At 71.7% G+C, this 18,099-nt stretch carries 16 protein-coding genes; 6 read left to right on the forward strand and 10 right to left on the reverse strand.

Translation table 11 applies throughout. From position 1 onward, the window contains the following. Positions 1-54: 54 nt before the first annotated feature. The 5 genes from BF93_RS19075 (at position 55) to BF93_RS12550 (ending at position 5,651) form a co-directional block, all read left to right on the forward strand. Positions 55-690 (forward strand): ArsR/SmtB family transcription factor, encoded by a 636-nt coding sequence (locus BF93_RS19075; RefSeq protein WP_051486917.1) that lies wholly within the window; start codon positions 55-57, stop codon positions 688-690. A gap of 48 nt (positions 691-738) precedes the next feature. Beyond that, entirely contained in the window at positions 739-1,014 is a 276-nt protein-coding gene (locus BF93_RS12535; protein WP_038373070.1) for a DUF2277 domain-containing protein, read from the forward strand. A 92-nt stretch (positions 1,015-1,106) separates the two neighbouring features. Next, positions 1,107-2,090 (forward strand): 2,3,4,5-tetrahydropyridine-2,6-dicarboxylate N-succinyltransferase, encoded by a 984-nt coding sequence (dapD, locus tag BF93_RS12540; protein WP_038373071.1) that lies wholly within the window; start codon positions 1,107-1,109, stop codon positions 2,088-2,090. 8 nt (positions 2,091-2,098) lie between these two features. Then, positions 2,099-3,016: a hypothetical protein gene (locus tag BF93_RS12545; protein WP_038373073.1), complete on the forward strand. Its 918-nt coding sequence runs from the start codon at positions 2,099-2,101 to the stop codon at positions 3,014-3,016. Positions 3,017-3,143: 127 nt separating this feature from the next. Further along, entirely contained in the window at positions 3,144-5,651 is a 2,508-nt protein-coding gene (locus BF93_RS12550) for a polysaccharide lyase 8 family protein (RefSeq protein WP_051486918.1), read from the forward strand. A 141-nt stretch (positions 5,652-5,792) separates the two neighbouring features. Here BF93_RS12550 and BF93_RS12555 read toward each other — a convergent pair whose 3' ends face one another. The 3 genes from BF93_RS12555 to fdxA are packed head-to-tail and all read right to left on the reverse strand — an operon-like array spanning position 5,793 to position 8,717. After that, a complete protein-coding gene (locus BF93_RS12555) occupies positions 5,793-7,190 on the reverse strand; it encodes a citrate synthase (protein ID WP_084148526.1) in 1,398 nt (465 codons plus the stop codon). Positions 7,191-7,232: 42 nt separating this feature from the next. Then, the gene (gene dapC, locus BF93_RS12560) at positions 7,233-8,390 is read right to left on the reverse strand and encodes a succinyldiaminopimelate transaminase (RefSeq protein ID WP_084148527.1); all 1,158 of its coding nucleotides are present in this window, start codon (positions 8,388-8,390) and stop codon (positions 7,233-7,235) included. Positions 8,391-8,393: 3 nt separating this feature from the next. Then, positions 8,394-8,717 carry a ferredoxin gene (gene fdxA / locus BF93_RS12565; protein ID WP_038373074.1) on the reverse strand — a complete coding sequence of 108 codons (324 nt, stop codon included), beginning with the start codon at positions 8,715-8,717 and terminating at the stop codon, positions 8,394-8,396. A 205-nt stretch (positions 8,718-8,922) separates the two neighbouring features. On the opposite strand from fdxA, the gene BF93_RS12570 reads away from it, so the two are divergent. Next, on the forward strand, positions 8,923-9,201 hold the full coding sequence (locus BF93_RS12570; RefSeq protein WP_084148528.1) for an acetyltransferase: 279 nt from the start codon (positions 8,923-8,925) through the stop codon (positions 9,199-9,201). On the opposite strand, the gene BF93_RS12575 is transcribed toward BF93_RS12570, so the two are convergent. The 7 genes from BF93_RS12575 to BF93_RS12605 form a co-directional block, all read right to left on the reverse strand. After that, positions 9,119-9,757 carry a CDP-alcohol phosphatidyltransferase family protein gene (locus BF93_RS12575; protein ID WP_084148529.1) on the reverse strand — a complete coding sequence of 213 codons (639 nt, stop codon included), beginning with the start codon at positions 9,755-9,757 and terminating at the stop codon, positions 9,119-9,121. The genes BF93_RS12570 and BF93_RS12575 overlap by 83 nt on opposite strands. A 52-nt stretch (positions 9,758-9,809) precedes the next feature. Next, positions 9,810-10,196, reverse strand: coding sequence for a hypothetical protein (locus BF93_RS12580; protein WP_038373076.1), 387 nt, complete (start codon positions 10,194-10,196; stop codon positions 9,810-9,812). Positions 10,197-10,234: 38 nt separating this feature from the next. Further along, positions 10,235-12,154, reverse strand: a complete 1,920-nt coding sequence (typA, locus tag BF93_RS12585; protein ID WP_038373077.1) for a translational GTPase TypA — start codon at positions 12,152-12,154, stop codon at positions 10,235-10,237. A gap of 379 nt (positions 12,155-12,533) precedes the next feature. Then, positions 12,534-14,450 (reverse strand): ABC transporter ATP-binding protein, encoded by a 1,917-nt coding sequence (locus BF93_RS12590; RefSeq protein WP_084148530.1) that lies wholly within the window; start codon positions 14,448-14,450, stop codon positions 12,534-12,536. Then, positions 14,447-15,400, reverse strand: coding sequence for an ABC transporter permease (locus tag BF93_RS12595; RefSeq protein WP_038373078.1), 954 nt, complete (start codon positions 15,398-15,400; stop codon positions 14,447-14,449). The genes BF93_RS12590 and BF93_RS12595 overlap by 4 nt, the downstream gene beginning before the upstream one ends. Beyond that, positions 15,390-16,319 carry an ABC transporter permease gene (locus tag BF93_RS12600; protein ID WP_038373079.1) on the reverse strand — a complete coding sequence of 310 codons (930 nt, stop codon included), beginning with the start codon at positions 16,317-16,319 and terminating at the stop codon, positions 15,390-15,392. The genes BF93_RS12595 and BF93_RS12600 overlap by 11 nt, the downstream gene beginning before the upstream one ends. A gap of 82 nt (positions 16,320-16,401) precedes the next feature. After that, complete coding sequence (locus BF93_RS12605) at positions 16,402-18,057, reverse strand: peptide ABC transporter substrate-binding protein (RefSeq protein WP_038373080.1); 1,656 nt, start codon at positions 18,055-18,057, stop codon at positions 16,402-16,404. Positions 18,058-18,099: the final 42 nt, after the last annotated feature.

Genomic DNA, 18,099 nt, shown 5'->3' on the forward strand with positions numbered 1-18,099 from the left:
TAGTTCTTGCGCAACTATTCGTGCGGATCCTGTGCCCGCGCCTAGACTCGGGACATGCCCATCGAGGAGAAGCCCGAGTACGCGACGCGCGACATGATGCGCGCCATGGCGCACCCCCTGCGCCTGCAGATCCTCGAGCGCGTGGGGCGCCGCGGCACCGCCCGGGCCGCGGACGTCGCCGCGGACCTCGGGATCCCCGCCAACTCCGTGAGCTACCACCTGCGGATCCTCGCGCGCGGCGGGGTCGTGGTCGAGGCGCCGGAGGCCGCGACCGATCGCCGGGACCGGGTGTGGAAGCTCAGCCGGTCCTCCTACCGCAGCGACCGGCACGCCGCAGCGGCGAACGACCCGGAGGTGGACGAGGGCGAGTACGTCGAGGCGACCGGCGCCATGTCGATCGCTGCGATCGACTGGATCCGCGGCGCATGGGTGGCCGAGGCCGCGCGGAGGGCGGCCGCCGGGGAGGATTCCGAGCCCGCGATCGGCTCCCTCTTCGCGACGACGCTGCATCTCACCCGCGCCCAGGCCGAGGAGCTCTCCACCCTCGTCACGACCAAGATCGCCGAGTTCAACCGGCTGAACCGCGATGCGGAGGGGGTGGACCTGCCCGCCGACGGCGAGGAGGAGGTCTCCGACTACGCGGTCCTGTACGCGCTCCTCGCCGACCCGCGCTCCGCCCCCTCCGCCTGACTCCCCGGTCCTCTTCCGCGGGTCCGCACCCCGGCGTAGCGTGCGGGCATGTGCCGAAACATCCGCACCCTGCACAATGTCGACCCCGGGGCGACCGCCGACGAGGTCCAGGACGCCGCGCTGCAGTACGTCCGCAAGATCGCCGGGACGACGAGGCCGTCCCGGGCCAACCAGGCCGCCTTCGACCGGGCCGTCGCGGAGATCGCCCACGCGACCCGGCATCTGCTGGACGACCTCGTGGCGACGCGACCGCCGAAGAACCGCGAGGAGGAGGCCGCGAAGCGGCGCGCGCGGGCCGTCGCCTCCGGGCGCTACGCCTCCTGACCCGGGTCCTGGGGCGGCCGCCGAGGCCGATCCCGTGATCTTCCCCCGGCCGGCTCGGCGCGCTCTCCCCTGCGCTCCGTAGAATCGGCGCCATGACGACTTCTGCGACCGACTCCGCCGCTCAGACCGCCCGCGCCGCCTGGGGCATCGGCCTGGCGACCCTCGCCGCCGACGGCTCCGTGCTCGACGCCTGGTACCCGGCGCCCCGCCTCGGGGAGGCCCCGGAGGACCCCGCCTCCGAGGACCTCCACGCCCGGCTGACCGCCGCCGCCCGCACCGACGAGGCGCGCGGCACCCGCCAGGAGGTCGTGGTCCGCGCCCTCGACCTCGATGCCGCCCCCGCCGACACCGCCGACGCCTACCTGCGCCTGCACCTGCTCTCGCACCGGCTGGTCCAGCCCAACGAGCAGAACCTGGACGGGCTCTTCGGCGTGCTCACCAACGTCGTGTGGACCTCCGAGGGCCCCTGCGCCGTCGCCGGCTTCGAGGAGACCCGGCTGCGCCTGATCGCCGCGGGCCGCACCCCCACCGTCCTCGGCGTCGACAAGTTCCCCCGCATGGTCGACTACGTCCTGCCCACCGGCGTGCGGATCGGCGACGCCGACCGGGTGCGCCTGGGCGCCCACCTGGCCGAGGGCACCACGGTCATGCACGAGGGCTTCGTGAACTTCAACGCCGGCACCCTGGGCACCTCCATGGTCGAGGGCCGCATCTCGCAGGGCGTGGTCGTCGAGGACGGCTCCGACATCGGCGGCGGCGCCTCCACCATGGGCACCCTCTCCGGCGGCGGCACCCAGCGCGTGCGCATCGGCCGCCGCTCGCTGGTGGGCGCGGAGGCCGGCATCGGCATCGCGCTGGGCGACGACTGCGTGGTCGAGGCCGGCCTGTACGTCACCGCGGGCACGAAGGTGACCGTCGTCGGCGAGAAGGGCACCGAGTCCCGCCTGGTCAAGGCCCGCGAGCTCTCCGGGGTGCCGAACCTGCTGTTCCGTCGCAACTCCGTGACCGGCGCGGTCGAGGTCGTGGCCCGCGCGGGCCAGACCGTCGAGCTGAACGCCGCCCTGCACGCCAACTGAGCCCGCCCATGGCAGCTCGCCGCTCCCCGGTGCGGCATCTCGTGGTGCCCCTGGTGATGGTCCTCCTCTTCGGGGGCATCGCCGGGGGCAGCTACGTGGCCCTCACGCGCTACGGAGATCCGGCCGATGTGGGCACCTGCGTCGCCTCGGGGCTCGGCACCACGCATCGCTACGACACCGAGCAGACCGCGAATGCGGCGCTGATCAGCGCGATCGCCGTGGACCGCGGGCTGCCGGCGCGCGCCGCCTCGATCGCGCTCGCGACCGCCTACCAGGAGTCGCGGCTGCGCAACATCGACTACGGCGACCGCGACTCGCTGGGGCTGTTCCAGCAGCGCCCCTCGCAGGGCTGGGGCAGCGAGGAGGAGATCCTCGACCCGGTGTACTCGACCAACACCTTCTACGACGCCCTGATCGAGCTGGACGGGTACGAGGACATGTCCATCAACGACGCCGCCCAGACGGTGCAGCGCTCCGGGCATCCCGAGGCCTACGCCGATCACGAGACGGAGGGGCGGCTGTACGCTTCCGCGCTCACCGGCCGTTCCGGCCCCAACCTCGTGTGCACCCTCGGCGAGGTCTCCTCGACGGTCTCGCCGGAGCAGGTGCGCGAGCAGCTGCGCACGCACTATCCGCGCGCCGCGGAGGACGGCCGGATCACCGCCGAGCTCGCCTCGGCCGGCTCCGTCGCCCCGACCGTGCCGGCGGGGTCGGGCGCCACGGCGCTGGTGATCGACGTCGGCGGGGACGAGACGCTCGGCTGGTCGGTCGCGAACTGGGCGGTCGCCCGCGCGGCCGATGACGGCATCGTCCAGGTCTCCTTCGCCGGGCGCTCCTGGGACCGGTCCGTCCAGGGCGAGGATGCCCGCTGGGCCGAGGTCGAGGACCGCGCCGCGGGGCGGGTCGTCGTGCTGGTGGGCGGCTGACCCCCGCGACACGGCCCCACACTTGCGCGATAGTGCGCGGTGATGGTGTGATTCACGCATCACCGCGCAGGTAAGCGGTTGCGGCACCGTGGCCGTTGCCCTCTGCGCCCGATCGCCAGGAGCGCGCATGCCCGAGAACTCCCTGCCCGTGGCAGCACCCGAGCACCGACCCGACCCCCGGTCCGCCGCCGGATCACCGGGCCGAGGCCCCGCACGGCCCCGCCGCCGCAGCGTCCTCGCCGGCGGCGCCGCCTCGGCCCTGATGCTGGCCGCCCCGCTGGGCGGCCCCTCCGCGGCCCGGGCCGAGCCCGCGGTTCCCTCCCTCGCGTCGACCGACGACGAGCTCGACGCGCTGCGCCGGCGCTGGTTCGACCTCCTCACCGGCGGCGACGTCCCGACCGAGGACGATCGCATCGGCGCCGCCCTGCAGCGCCAGGACTCCGCGGCGGAGCGGGCCCTCACCGGCTTCTCCCCCACCGCGCCCCTCTGGCCGGACGCCCCGTTCGGCAGCGACGCGGCGAACGTGTCGCTCGCCCTCGGTCGGCTGCGGGCGATCGCCCTGGCCTGGGCGACCCCTGGCTGCCGCATCCACGGCGACGCCGCGATCGGTGCCGATCTCGTCGCCGCGCTGGAGGTCGTCAGCCGGGACGGCTACCACCCCGGTCGCACCCCCAGCGGCAACTGGTGGTTCTGGGAGATCGGCGTCCCCAACGCGCTCACCGACCTCGGCGTGCTGCTGCATGACGTGCTGCCCGATGCGCTGCTGCTGGCCCTGATGGACGCGATCGCCCACTTCGCGCCGGACCCGAACTACCGCGGACGGGGCACGAGCCTGCGCGAGACCGGCGCCAACCGGGTGGACAAGTCCCTGCGCTGCGCGCTGCGGGGGATCCTGCGCCGCGATCCCGCAGACCTGGTGCTGGGACGCGACGCCCTCAGCGACGTCGCCGGCGGCGGGGGCGCGAGCGTCTTCGGCTACGTGACCTCCGGCGACGGCTTCTACGAGGACGGCTCCTTCATCCAGCACGGACGTCTGCCCTACGTCGGCACCTACGGGACCGTCGCCCTGTCCGGGATCTCCCAGATCCTCCCGCTGCTGGCCGGCTCGACCTGGGAGGTCACCGATCCCGAGCAGAGCGTCATCTACGACGCCATCGAGCGCAGCTTCGCCCCCTTCATCTGGCAGGGCGTCATGATGGACACCGTGCGCGGACGCGCGGTCTCCCGCCAGCAGGACAGCGGCTCGCGCAACGCGCTCAGCGCAGCGCACTCGACCCTGCTGCTGGCGCAGGGAGCGACCGGTGCGCTGCGCCGGCAGCTGCTGGGCCGCGCCCTGGGCTGGATCACGACGATGCCGCTGGACATCGCCGAGGTCGCGAGCGTCGCACAGATCTCGCGCTTCATCGCCGCGGAGTCCGAGGGGGCCGAGCTCCTGCACGACGAGCCGGGACTCGCCGTCTTCCCCGACCAGGAGCGGTTCGTCCACCGCCGCGATGACTGGGCGTTCACGGTCTCCACGTCCTCGTCCCGGATCGGCCGGTACGAATGGGGCAATCGGGAGAACGGCACCGCCTGGTACCAGGGCGACGGCGCGAGCTACCTGCAGCTGGCCGCGGACCCCCAGCAGACCGACGTGGACTACTGGCCCACGATCGACCCGTACCGGCTCCCGGGGACGACCGTCGAGATGTCCCCGCGCGCGAGCGGCCTCGCCGACGGCACCGGCATCCCCCGCGCGACGGCGGCCTGGGCCGGTGGGACGCACGTCCTGGATGCCTACGGGGCATGGGGCATGGACCATGCCGACCATGACGGGGCCCTCACCGGGCGACTGTCCTGGTTCCTGCTGGGCGACCTGATCGTCATGCTGGGCGCCGGCATCACCTGCACCACGGGAGCCGAGGTGGAGACCACCGTGGAGAACCGGGCGCTGCGCCGCGGCGCGCCCGCCCTGCGCGCCGACGGCTCCGTGATCGCCGCCGTGCCCGAGGAGACCGGGACGGAGATCGAGGACCCGGCATGGGTCCATCTGGAGGGCGTGGGCGGGTACATCATGCTCGGACCGCAGAGGCTGCGTGTGCGCCGCCGCGTCCGGCAGGGCTCCTGGTGGGACATCAACCAGGGGGCCGACACCTCCGGGGACGACGTGCAGCGCACCGTCACCTACGCCGAGATCTCGGTGCTGCACGGGGTCGCGCCGAAGGACGCCTCCTACGCCGTGGCCATCGCCCCCACCGCCTCGGTGCGGGCCGCGCGACGCCTCGCGGAGCAGGCGGCCGAGGGCAGCGGGGTGCAGGTGGTGGCGAACGACCGCGTCGTCCAGTCGGTCTCCGCGCGCCTCAGCCCGGGCACGATGCGCCTGGCGAACGCCTTCGCGGCGGCGAGCACGCCGTGGCTGGCCACGAGCGGACCGGCGAGCGTGGCCCTGGCCGAGCTGCCGCGGACCCTCGAGCTGTCGGTGAGCGAGCCGAGCCGCACCGCCGCCGAGACCACCGTGACCCTGACGGGGCTCTCCGCCGCGTCGGTCGCCTCCGCCGATGACACCGTCGCCGTCCTCTCGCTCGACCCGGTGACGGTGCGCGTCGCCACCGGCGGCAGCCGCGGCGCCACCCACCGGATCGCGCTGACGCGCTGAGCCTCGACCGGGCCGGTGCCCGGCGACGGCACGAGCCCCCGACCGCGATCGCGGTCGGGGGCTCGTGCCGCAGGCGGAGGATCTCCGCGGCCCGGCGCGCCGAGGGGCCGCGCCGGACGCGACCCCGGAGCCCGGGCAGCCTCAGTGGTCCAGGCGGCGCTCCTGCGCGAGCTTCTGCTGGTGCGCGCGATGCTCCTCCTCGAGCTCCACCTGCAGCTGCTCCAGGCGCAGCTCGGTGGTGCCGGTGCGGGACTCCATGTGCACGTAGTTCCGCTCCCCGTGGCCGGTGTAGATCTGGCGCGGGCGGCCGATCTTCGTCTCCGGGTCGTGGATCATCTCCTGCCACTGGGCGATCCAGCCGGGAAGGCGGCCGATGGCGAACAGCACCGTGAACATGTGCGTCGGGAAGCCGATCGCCTTGTAGATGATGCCGGTGTAGAAGTCGACGTTCGGGTAGAGCTTGCGCTCGACGAAGTAGTCGTCCTTCAGGGCGATCTCCTCGAGCTTCATCGCCAGCTCGAGCCGCTCGTCGTGGACGCCGAGGCGCTCGAGGACGTCGTCGGCGATCTTCTTCACGAAGCGGGCGCGCGGATCGTAGTTCTTGTACACCCGGTGGCCGAAGCCCATGAGGCGGATGCCGTCCTCCTTGCGCTTGACCTTCTCCATGAAGTCGCGCGGGTCCATGCCCTGCGACTGGATCTGGTCGAGCATCTCCATGACGGCGGCGTTCGCGCCGCCGTGGGCGGGGCCGGACAGCGCGCCGATGCCCGCGGAGACCGAGGTGAACAGGTTCGCCTGCGCGGAGCCCACCAGGCGCACCGCGGAGGTCGAGCAGTTCTGCTCGTGGTCGGCGTGGAGGATCAGCAGCTGCTCCATGGCGCGGACCACGACCGGATCGGCGATGTACTCCTCGACGGGGAAGCCGAAGGTCAGGCGCAGGAAGTTCTCGATCAGCGAGAGCCGGTTGTCCGGGTACAGCAGGGCGTGGCCCTGGGAGATCCGGTGGGCGTAGGCGGCCATCGTGGGCACCTTGGCCAGCAGCCGCAGCGTGGACAGGCGGGTCTGCTCGACGTCGAACGGGTTCAGGGAGTCCTGGTAGAAGGTCGACAGGGCCGAGACCCCGGCCTGCAGCACCGCCATCGGGTGCGCATCGCGCGGGTAGCCGTCGAAGACCCGCTTGAACCGCTCGTCGAGCAGGGTGCGCCGCTCCACCTGGGTGACGAAGTTGTCGAGCTGGCCCTTGGTGGGCAGCTCGCCGTTGATCAGCAGGTAGGACACCTCGAGGAAGGTGGAGTGCTCGGCCAGCTGCTCGATGGGGTACCCGCGGTAGCGCAGGATCCCCTCGTCGCCGTCGATGTAGGTGATCGCGGACTTCGTGTTCGCGGTGTTCATGAAGCCGGGGTCGTAGGTGACGTCCCCGGTGGTCTTCCGCAGCGGAGCGATGTCGATCCCGGAGTTGCCCTCCACGGCAGGGACGACGGGGAGGTCGAGGTCATGCCCCGAGTAGGACAGTCGGGCGGAATCGATCGCGTGATCCATGGGCTCTCCGTTGTGCAGGTCGGATCTGTGGACGTGACGAGATCAGCGCGAGGCCAGCCGGGTCGCGGCGGCCCCGATCCGTTCGTCGGTGGCGGTGAGGGCGACGCGGACGAACGCGTCCCCGGCTTCACCATAGAACATTCCGGGAGCGCAGAGGATTCCGAGGTCCGCGAGACGGCCCACGCTGCGCAGCGCGTCCTCCCCGAAGGTCGTCCAGAGGTACAGTCCCGCGGCCGACTCCTCGACGCGGCCGCCGAAGGACTCCAGGGCGGGACGCAGGACGGCGCGCCGGTCGCGGTAGCGCTGGTGCTGCTCGGCGACGGAGGCGTCGTCGTCCAGCGCGACCGCCATGGCCGCCTGCACCGGTGCCGGCAGCATCATCCCGGCCTGCTTGCGCACGGCCGTCAGCTCGCCGATGAGCTCCGCGTCCCCGGCGACGAAGGCCGCGCGGTAGCCGGCGAGGTTGGACTGCTTGGACAGCGAGTACACGCACAGCAGGCCGCTGAGGTCCCCGCCGTTGACGGCCGGGTCCAGCACCGAGGGCACCGCGTCGACGTCCCACGGGAGCAGGGCGTAGCACTCGTCGGAGGCGACCACGATGCCACGCGCGCGGGCCCAGGCGATGATCGCGGAGATCTCCTGCGCCGAGAGCACCGCGCCGGTCGGGTTCGAGGGGCTGTTCAGCCACAGCAGGCGGATGCGGGCGGCGTCCTCGGCATCCAGGGCCGCATCGCCGCGTGCGGCGAGATCGGCCATGTCCAGCGGCAGGGCGCGGGCGCCGACGAACCGGGCCCCCATGTCGTAGGTCGGGTAGGCGATGTGGGGGTGGGCGACCACATCGCCCTCGCCGATGCCCAGCTGGAACGGCAGATGCGCCACCAGCTCCTTCGAGCCGACCGTGGGCAGCACGTGCTGCTCCCCCAGGTCCTCCCCCGCGCCGCGGCGGCGCCGGACGAAGCGCACCAGCGCGTCCCGCAGGGCGGCGGTGCCGATGGTCGTCGGGTAGCCGGGCGCATCGGCCGCATCGGCCAGGGCGCGCCGGACGGCCGCCGGGGTCGGATCCACGGGAGTGCCGACCGAGAGGTCCACGATGCCGTCGGGGTGGTCCTCCGCGCGGCGGCGGGCCTCGGCCAGGGAGTCCCAGGGGAAGGCCGGCAGGCGGCCGGCCAGCGAGAGGCGCGCAGCGGCCTGCGAGGCCACGGCTCAGCCCTCGCTCTGCGGGGGCAGCGCGTCGATGAGCGGGTGGTCCTTCTCGATCACGCCCATCTTCGCGGCGCCGCCGGGAGCTCCCAGCTCGTCGAAGAACTCGACGTTGGCCTTGTAGTAGTCCGCCCACTCATCGGGCAGGTCGTCCTCGTAGTAGATGGCCTCGACCGGGCACACCGGCTCGCACGCGCCGCAGTCCACGCATTCGTCGGGCTGGATGTAGAGCGAGCGGTTGCCCTCGTAGATGCAGTCCACGGGGCATTCGTCCACGCATGCCCGATCCTTCACATCCACACAGGGCAGGGCGATGACGTAGGTCATGGCGTCGGGGTTCCTTCCAGGAAGCCGGGGCGGGGCCAGTCCATCCTCTCACCGTGCGGGGCGGAGCGGGGATCTGTGTGAACGTCGTGTCTCCTCGAGCGCGACATGACATGGATCTCAGCCCGGATGCCGAGGGCCGCAGGGAGGACGCCGAGGGCCGCGGGGGCCGGCGCCGCGCCGGACCCGGCCCGCCTAGGCTGGGGGCGTGAGCGATCCCCGAGACCCCCGCCCCTCGCAGCGTCCCGGCTGGGCTCCCTTCCTCACCCCGGGGACGCGGGTGGTGGTGCGCCACGCGATCGACCGCGAGGCGTCCCCGGGCGGGGAGTCGATGACCGACGCGCTGGGGACGGTGGTGGCGGCCGATGCGGACACCATCACCATCATGACCCGTCGCGGCGAGGTCAGCGTCCTGCGCGGCCTGGTCCTGGCGACGAAGGAGGTCCCTCCGGCTCCGGTGCGCCGGCATCGGGACGATCCGCGCTGAGGCCCTCTCGCCGCCGGCCGGTGCGGGCGCTGACGATGTAGTGCAGCCCGGCCCCGACGTGCAGCAGCACCCCCGCCCACAGCAGGGCCAGCACCCCGGGGATCAGCGACGGCGCCCAGGCGCCCGCGGCGGCGAGCAGGAACACCGAGGTCATCAGGATGAACGTGCGCAGCTTGCCCAGCGGCGAGACGTGCAGCCGCCCGCCCATGGCCGCCCCGCCCGCGAGCGCCGTCGCGGCCACGTCGACGACCAGGACGATCACCAGGGCGGTCCAGGGGAGCAGGCCCGCGAGCGCCAGCGAGGCGACGATCCCGACCAGGCCGATCCGGTCGGCGATCGGGTCGAGGATCTCGCCGGTGCGGCTGCGCTGGTCCAGCGCACGGGCCAGCAGGCCGTCGATCCAGTCCGTGCACGCCCACACCAGCAGCAGCACGACCGACAGGGTGTCGGGCCCGTCGACCACGAGCATCCGGCACACGGGCACCAGCAGGAGCAGGCGCACCACGGTGATGGCGTTGGGCAGCGTCGCCCAGTCGGGGCGGGTGCGGGTGGTCATCGGCCTCCCTCGTCGTCGAGATGCCGGGACGACGCGTCCCGGCACGGCCCGCTCAGCGCGAGCGCCGGCGGCGCACCGTCTCCCCCGCGATGACGGCGAACGGGACCAGGACGCCGATGCCCTGCACGATCCATCCGGCGTACTGCGCCTGCTCGGCGATGACCGCGGGCATCAGGACCCCGCCGCCGGCGCCGCGACCGGCGAACGGCATCACCATGATGCCCCATGCGGCGGCGAGGACGGCCGCGGGCAGCCGCGAACCGGTCACGGAGATCAGGAAGATCGATGCCGCGCCCTGGAACAGGACGCCCAGCAGGAGACCCGCCGGGATGCGCACGACCCCGACGTCGACCTGCAGCCGGTGCAGCGAGACCAGCAGTCCCACGGAGATCGCGGCGAGGACCCCGGCCAGCACGCACTGCATGATGCGTGCGGCCATGTCCGTCTCCGGCACGGCGGCCGGCCGGGGTCCAACGCTCACGCGGAGGCCTTGGCGCGGCCGCGGGCGCGGGCCCGCTCGCCGGCGTCCAGGATCACCTTGCGGATCCGGACGATCTCCGGGGTGACCTCGACGCACTCGTCCTCGCCGGCGAACTCGAGGGACTCCTCGAGGGTGAAGCGGCGCGGCGGGATGAGGTTCTCGAAGGAGTCGGAGGAGGCCGCACGCATGTTCGTCAGCTTCTTCTCCTTCGTGATGTTCACGTCCATGTCCTCGTTGCGGGAGTTCTCCCCCACGACCTGGCCGGCGTAGACCTCGCTGGTGGGCTCGACGAAGAACGAGCCGCGCTCCTGCAGGTTGATCATCGCGTAGGGGGTCACGGCACCGGCGCGGTCGGCGACCATGGAGCCGGTGGCGCGGAACTCGATCGGGCCCATCCACGGCTCGAAGCCCTCCGCGATGGAGGCCGCGATGCCGTTGCCGCGGGTCTCGGTGAGGAAGCGGGTGCGGAAGCCGATCAGGCCGCGCGAGGGCACCAGGAACTCCATGCGCACCCAGCCGGAGCCGTGGTTGCTCATGGTCTCCATGCGGCCCTTGCGCGAGGCCATCAGCTGGGTGACGGTGCCCAGGAACTCCTCGGGCACGTCGATGGTCATCCGCTCGACGGGCTCGCAGGTCTTCCCGTCGATCTCCTTGGTCAGCACGGTCGGCTTGCCGACGGTCAGCTCGAAGCCCTCGCGGCGCATCTGCTCGACGAGGATCGCCAGCGCCAGCTCGCCGCGGCCCTGGACCTCCCAGGCGTCGGGACGGTCGGTGGGCAGCACGCGCAGCGACACGTTGCCGACGAGCTCGGCGTCCAGGCGGTCCTTCACCTGGCGGGCGGTGAGCTTGTGGCCCTTGCCGTTCTTGCCCGCGAGCGGGGAGGTGTTGATGCCGATGGTCATGGAGATCGCCGGATCGTCCACGGTGATCAGCGGGAGCGGGCGCGGGTCGTCCACATCGGCGAGGGTCTCGCCGATCATGATCTCGGGGATGCCGGCCACGGCGACGATGTCGCCCGGGCGCGCCGGGCGGGTCATCGGCTCGCGGGCCAGGCCCTTGGTCTCCAGCAGCTCGGTGATCTTCACGGTCTTCACCTCGCCGTCGCGGCACCAGGCGACCTGCTGCCCCTTGGTCAGCTCGCCGCTCTTGATGCGCAGCAGGGCCAGACGGCCCAGGAACGGGGAGGCGTCGAGGTTGGTGACGTGGGCCTGCAGCGGCACCTCGTCGTCGTAGGACGGCGCCGGGATCGACTCGATGATCGTCTTGAACAGCGGCTCGACGTTCTCGGAATCGGGCAGGGTGCCGTCGGCCGGCTTCTCGGCACTGGCGCGGCCGGCCTTGCCGGAGGCGTAGACGACAGGGACGTCGAGGATCGCGTCGAGATCCAGGTCGGGGACCTCGTCGGCCAGGTCGGAGGCCAGACCCAGCAGCAGGTCGGTGGACTCCCCCACGACCTCGTCGATGCGGGCGTCGGGACGATCCACCTTGTTGACCACGAGGATCACGGGCAGGCGGGCCACGAGCGCCTTGCGCAGCACGAAGCGGGTCTGCGGGAGGGGGCCCTCGGAGGCGTCCACCAGCAGCACGACGCCGTCGACCATCGACAGGCCGCGCTCGACCTCGCCGCCGAAGTCGGCGTGGCCGGGGGTGTCGATGACGTTGATGGTGATCCCGCCGGGCTCGCCGACGGCGGCCGCGGTGGGGCCGGTGTAGCGGATCGCCGTGTTCTTCGCGAGGATCGTGATGCCCTTCTCGCGCTCCAGCTCCCCGGAGTCCATGGCGCGGTCCTCGTGCTTGTCTCGCTCGCCCAGGGCGCCGCCCTGGGTGAGCATCGCGTCGACGAGGGTGGTCTTGCCGTGGTCGACGTGTGCGACGATCGCGACGTTCCGGAGGTCGGTGCGGTGCTGGATGGACATGCCTGGGCTGCTCGATTCGTCGTCGGGGGCGGCCACGGATCGCAGGCGCGCGCAGAGGGGCGCGTTTCGGGCCATAGCGATTCTATCGGCCCGCCCGGCCCCGCAGCCCGTGTGATGCGACACGCCGGGCCGGAATCCCCCGGGAACGGAGGAAGAGTTCCCCCGCACGGAGACAGGACGTCACCTGTGCTTCGCTCCGGAGCCGGAGGGAGGCACAGGCGACGTCCTGCGGACGGCGTCGCGAGTGCGCGGGACCAATACCGAGTGCGCGGGACCAATACGGGGACACAGCGCCATATCCGGCCTGTGTCCCCGTATTGGTCCCGTCGACCTGCAGCCGGGGCCCGACCTGCCCCCGGATGGAGAGCCGAGAGGCAGGTCAGACGTGCTCGCCGCCTGCGCCTCCGATGGGTCCGCCGCTATGGCCGTGGTCGCGGCGATCCGGACGGTCCGCCGGGTTCACGAAGGCGCCGTAGGGCATCTCGTCGGGAGCGGGAGCCGCGTGCTCGGGCTCGTCGTCCGCGGAGGAGTCGAGCTCCGCGACGTCCACGTCGATGGTCTCCGCGCCCGCGAGCGGGATGGAGCCGCCGGGGATCGCGCCCAGGAGCCGACGCGTGTACTCCTCGCGCGGGGAGTGGAAGACGTCCTCCGTCGCGCCCTGCTCGACCACGCGGCCCTTCTCCATCACCAGGGTGCGGTCGGCGATCTGCCGCACCACCGCGAGGTCGTGGGTGATGAAGATGTAGGACAGCCCCAGCTCGGCCTGCAGGTCGTTGAGCAGCTCGAGGACCTGGGCCTGGACCAGCACGTCGAGGGCGGAGACCGCCTCGTCGCACACGACGACCTCGGGGTCCAGCGCGAGGGCGCGCGCGATGGCGATGCGCTGGCGCTGGCCGCCGGAGAGCTCGTTGGGGTAGCGGCGCATCATCTCCGCCGGGAGCGCGACCTTGTCCAGCAGGTCGCGGACCTTGGCCTCGCGGCTCTTCGCGTCGCCGATCCCGTGCAGCCGCAGCGGCTCCTCGATCGTGCGGTAGATCGAGTACATCGGGTCCAGGGTCCCGTAGGGGTTCTGGAAGATCGGCTGGACGCGCCGGCGCAGGGACTTCAGCTCCGCCCCGCGATAGGTGGTGACGTCCTTGCCCTCGTACAGCACCCGCCCGGAGGTGGGCTCGAGCAGCTTGAGCACCATCTGCGCGACGGTGGACTTGCCCGAGCCGGACTCCCCCACGATCGCCGTGGTGGTCCCGCGCTCGAGGTCGAAGGAGACGTCGTCCACCGCGCGGAACGGCGTCGAGCGCCATGGGACGGACCCGCGGATCGGGAAGTCCTTGGTGAGGTTCTCGACCCGGATGACGACGTCCGAGGCCGGGGACTGCGCATCGGCCGCGGCGGGTCCGGTCTCCGGAGCCTGCGCATCGGTCGCGGCGTGGGCGGCCGCGGCGTGGGCCTGCGCCTGCTCGACGACCCGCTCGCGCTCCTTGACGGAGACGAGCCGGCGCGAGGCCAGCGACGGCGCCGCGGCGATGAGCCGCTTGGTGTAGGGGTGCTGCGGGGACTGCAGGATCTCCAGCGCCGGGCCGGATTCGACGATCTGGCCCTTGTACATCACCACGAGGTGCTGGGCGCGCTCGGCGGCCAGCCCCAGGTCGTGGGTGATCAGCAGCACCGCCACACCGAGCTCCGTGGTCAGGGAGTCGAGGTGGTCGAGGATCTGCTGCTGGACGGTGACGTCCAGGGCGCTGGTGGGCTCATCGGCGATGAGCAGCTTCGGCCTCGCGGCCAGGCCCATCGCGATGAGGGCGCGCTGCTTCATGCCGCCGGAGAACTCGTGCGGGTACTGGCCCGCGCGACGGGCCGCGTCGGGCAGCCCCGCCTCCTCGAGCAGCTCGACGGTGCGCTTGCGCGCGGCGGAGCCGCGGGCGACGTTGTTCGCCGCGAGCGCCTCCGTGATCTGGGAGCCCACCTTCCACATGGGGTTGAGGTTGCTCATCGGGTCCTGCGGGACCAGGCCGATCTCGCTGCCGCGCAGCGCGAGGATCTCGCGGGTGGGCACGGAGGTGATGTCCTTGCCGCCGAAGCGGATCGAACCACCGGTGACCGCGCCGTTCTTCGGCAGCAGGCGGGCGATGCTCATGGCGGTGGTGGACTTGCCCGAGCCGGACTCCCCCACGATCGCGACGGTCTCGCCGGGGTACACGGCCAGGCTCGCGCCGCGCACGGCCTGCACCGGACCGGAGGAGGTGCTGAAGGTGATCTCGAGGTCGGAGATCTCCAGGAGCGGGGTGGTGGAGGTCATCGCTTCCTCGCCTTCGGGTCGAGGGCGTCGCGGACGGCGTCGCCGAGCATGATGAAGCTCAGCACGGTGATCGCGAGCGCCATCGACGGGTAGAACAGCATCATCGGCTGGGTGCGCAGGGCGTTCTGGGCGGCGGAGATGTCGCCGCCCCAGGAGACGGAGGTGGGCGGCAGGCCCACGCCGAGGAAGGTCAGCGTCGCCTCCGCGACGATGAACACGCCGAGGTTCACGGTCGCCGTCACGATCACCGGGGCGATCGCGTTGGGGATCACGTGCTTGAGCAGGATGACCGGTCGGCTCGCCCCGAGGGCGGTGGAGGCGGTCACGAAGTCCTGGTTCTTCACCGAGATCACCGCGCCGCGCATGATGCGCGCGATGTTCGTCCAGCCGAAGACGCCCAGGACGACGACCACGATCCACACGGTCACGTGGTCGACGCGGTTGCCGATGACGATGGCGCCGAGGATCAGCGGCACGGCGAAGAAGATGTCCGTGATGCGCGAGAGGACGGCGTCGAAGAACCCGCCGAGGTACCCGGCGAGCGCCCCGAGGGTGCCGCCGATCAGCGTGGACAGGATCATCGTGAAGAAGCCGACGGTCACCGACGTGCGGGTGCCGTACAGGGTGCGGGCGAGGACGTCGTACCCCTGGGTGGTGGTGCCGAAGGGGTGCTCGGCGCTGGGGCCCTGGTTGGCCCGGCCGAGGACCCCGTAGGTCGGATCCTGGCTGGTCAGCAGGCCCGGGAAGGCAGAGACGAAGAGCACCAGCAGGATCAGCAGCGCGGAGACGATGAAGACGGGGTTGCGCACCAGGACCCGGAAGGCCTCGCCCCACATGGAGCGGGGCGCCGAGGTGGTGTCCACCGCGTCGACCGCCTGCAGCGGCGTCTCCTCGAGCGGGGCGACGAAGTGCTCCGCGCGGGGGCGGAGGGAGCGGGCGTCACTGGGCATAGCGGATCCTCGGGTCGAGCACGGCGTAGAGCAGGTCCACGATGAGGTTGGCGAGCAGGAAGATGATCACCAGCAGCGTCACCAGGGACACGATCATCGGGCTCTCGCCGGCGTTGATGGCACGGAACAGCAGCGAGCCGATCCCGTTGATGTTGAAGATCCGCTCGGTGACGATGGCGCCGCCCATGAGCGCGCCCAGATCGGCGCCGATGTAGGTGACCACCGGGATCAGGGAGTTGCGCAGGATGTGCTTGGTGATCACGCCGCCGCGGGAGAGGCCCTTGGCCGTCGCGGTGCGGACGTGGTCCGCCGTGGCGACCTCGGCGACGGAGGTGCGGGTCAGGCGCAGCACATAGGCGAAGGAGACCGCCCCGAGCACGAACCCTGGCAGCAGGAGGTTCTCCCAGGAGGGATCCCGGCCCACGTTGATCTGGACGACGCCGAGCTTCACCCCCAGCACGAACTGCGCCGTGAAGCCGATGACGAAGGTCGGCACCGCGATGACGACCAGGGAGAGCATCAGCAGCGTCGTGTCGAAGATCGTGCCCTTCTTCAGGCCCGCGATGACACCCGCGATGACGCCGAAGATGGTCTCGATGACGACGGCGATCAGCGCCAGGCGGATCGTCACCGGGAACGCCGCGACGATCTGATCCATGATCGGCCGGCCGTTGAAGCCGACGCCGAAGTCGCCCTGGACGACGTTGCCCAGGTAGATCAGCCACTGCACCAGGACGGGCTTGTCGAGGTTGTACTGCTCGCGCAGGGCCTGCTGCACGGCGGGGGAGATCGGCTTGTCACCCGCGATCGCCGCGATGGGGTCGCCGGAGGAGGCGAAGGCCATCAGGTAGACGATCAGGGTGGCGCCGAGGAAGACAGGGATCATCTGCAGCAAGCGCCGCCCGATGTACCAGATCACGTCGGTCACCTTCGTAGGGGTTCAGGAGGAGCTGCGGCAGGACGTGCGCGAGCGCACTCCGCCGGCTCCTGGGGTCAGGGGGTCACTTGGTGACCGCGTAGTACAGCGGGACGGTGTCCCACCCGAAGGTCACGTTCGAGACCTTGTCCGAGAATCCGCCGAAGGTGTTCTGGTACCACAGCGGGATCACGGGCAGGTCCTCCATGAGGATCGCCTCGGCCGCCTTGAACTTCTCGATCGCCGCGTCGATGTCCGGGGCTGCGAGGCCCTCGGCGAGCAGCGCGTCGAACTCGGGGTTCTTGTAGTCGCCGTCGTTGGAGCCCTTGCCGTCGGCCGCGGCCGTGGAGTAGAGCGGGCCGAGGAAGTTGTAGGCCGAGGGGTAGTCGGCCTGCCACCCGGAGCGGAACGCGCCCTTGAGGGTGCGCGCGGTGATCTGCTCGCGGAACTCGCCGAACGCCGGGAACGGCTGCGGGGTCGCCTCGATGCCCAGGGTGTTCTTGATCGAGTTGCACACGGCCTCGACCCACGACTGGTGCGGGCCGTCCGCGTTGTAGGAGAGGGTGAACGTGCCGCTGAAGGGCTGGAGGGCCTCGGCCTGCGCCCACAGGTCCTTCGCCGCGGCCTCGTCGAACTCCAGGACCTCGGCGCCGGGGATGTCGGTGGCGCCGCCGCCGTCGATCACCGGGGCGACGAAGTCGGTCGCCGGGGTGCGGGTGCCGAAGAACAGCGAGTCGCAGATCTCCTGACGGTTGATGGCCCGCGAGATCGCCTGGCGGCGCAGCTTGCCGGCCTCGCCCGAGAAGTTCGGGTCGTTCTGGGGGATGGTGAAGGACTGGAAGACGGCGCCGGGCTCGTTGACCGCCCGATCGCCCAGCTCGTCCTCGAAGGTCGAGAGCGCCGAGTCCGGGATCTGATCGGCGACGTCGACGTTGCTCGAGCTCAGATCGTTGTACAGCGTGTCGGGGTCCGCGTAGATCACGAAGGTGAGCCCGGCGTTCTGCGCGGCACGGGGCCCGGAGTACTCCGGGTTCGGGACCAGGACGATCTCGCTGTCGTGGGTCCACGTCTCGACCATGTACGGGCCGTTGCCGACCGGCTTCTCGCCGAAGGCGGCCATGTCGTCGTAGGCGGAGGCGGGCAGCGGCTTGTAGGCGGAGTAGCCCAGGCGGCTGGGGAAGTCGGACTGCGCGGAGACCAGCTTGACGGTGAAGGTCGTCTCGTCGACGACGGTCAGGCCGGACAGCGTCTGGTCCGCGGTCGCGCCGTCGGCGGAGACCACGTCGAAGCCCTCGATGGGCTGGAAGAAGGACTGGCTCTTCTGGGCGTTGGCGGTGTTCGCGCCCCAGTTCCAGGCGTCCACGAAGCTCTGGGCGGTCACCGGGGTGCCGTCGGAGAACTTCTGGTCGGCCGCGATCTTGATGGTCCAGGTCTGGTTGTCCTCGGACTCGATGGACTCGGCGACCTCGTTCTCGACCTTGCCGTCGTGGGTGTAGTACACCAGGCCCGAGAAGATCGAGTCGATGACGCGACCGCCGCCGACCTCGCTCGTGTTCTGCGGGACCAGCGGGTTCTCGGGCTCGGTGCCGTTGGCGAGGACCGCCTCGCCCGAGCCGCCATCGTTGCCGCTGCCGCCGCCCGTGCCGCCGCCGTCGCCGTTCCCGCCGCAGGCGGCCAGGGTGAAGGCCGCCGTGCCGGTGGCCGCGGTGCCGAGGATCATCGACCGTCGCGAAAGTGCCATGGATAGCTCCTGTTTCATCTCCGTGATGACCGGCGACGCGAC

Source organism: Brachybacterium phenoliresistens (assembly GCF_000576425.1).
In the GTDB taxonomy this organism is placed as follows: domain Bacteria; phylum Actinomycetota; class Actinomycetes; order Actinomycetales; family Dermabacteraceae; genus Brachybacterium; species Brachybacterium phenoliresistens.

What these genes read in the sequence shown, in the direction of transcription:
- BF93_RS19075 (WP_051486917.1), top strand. Translation starts at nt 55, where the DNA reads ATGCCCATCGAGGAGAAGCCCGAGTACGCGACGCGCGACATGATGCGC.
- BF93_RS12535 (WP_038373070.1), top strand. Translation starts at nt 739, where the DNA reads ATGTGCCGAAACATCCGCACCCTGCACAATGTCGACCCCGGGGCGACC.
- dapD (WP_038373071.1), top strand. Translation starts at nt 1,107, where the DNA reads ATGACGACTTCTGCGACCGACTCCGCCGCTCAGACCGCCCGCGCCGCC.
- BF93_RS12545 (WP_038373073.1), top strand. Translation starts at nt 2,099, where the DNA reads ATGGCAGCTCGCCGCTCCCCGGTGCGGCATCTCGTGGTGCCCCTGGTG.
- BF93_RS12550 (WP_051486918.1), top strand. Translation starts at nt 3,144, where the DNA reads ATGCCCGAGAACTCCCTGCCCGTGGCAGCACCCGAGCACCGACCCGAC.
- BF93_RS12555 (WP_084148526.1), bottom strand. Translation starts at nt 7,190, where the DNA reads ATGGATCACGCGATCGATTCCGCCCGACTGTCCTACTCGGGGCATGAC.
- fdxA (WP_038373074.1), bottom strand. Translation starts at nt 8,717, where the DNA reads ATGACCTACGTCATCGCCCTGCCCTGTGTGGATGTGAAGGATCGGGCA.
- BF93_RS12575 (WP_084148529.1), bottom strand. Translation starts at nt 9,757, where the DNA reads ATGACCACCCGCACCCGCCCCGACTGGGCGACGCTGCCCAACGCCATC.
- BF93_RS12580 (WP_038373076.1), bottom strand. Translation starts at nt 10,196, where the DNA reads ATGGCCGCACGCATCATGCAGTGCGTGCTGGCCGGGGTCCTCGCCGCG.
- typA (WP_038373077.1), bottom strand. Translation starts at nt 12,154, where the DNA reads ATGTCCATCCAGCACCGCACCGACCTCCGGAACGTCGCGATCGTCGCA.
- BF93_RS12590 (WP_084148530.1), bottom strand. Translation starts at nt 14,450, where the DNA reads ATGACCTCCACCACCCCGCTCCTGGAGATCTCCGACCTCGAGATCACC.
- BF93_RS12595 (WP_038373078.1), bottom strand. Translation starts at nt 15,400, where the DNA reads ATGCCCAGTGACGCCCGCTCCCTCCGCCCCCGCGCGGAGCACTTCGTC.
- BF93_RS12605 (WP_038373080.1), bottom strand. Translation starts at nt 18,057, where the DNA reads ATGGCACTTTCGCGACGGTCGATGATCCTCGGCACCGCGGCCACCGGC.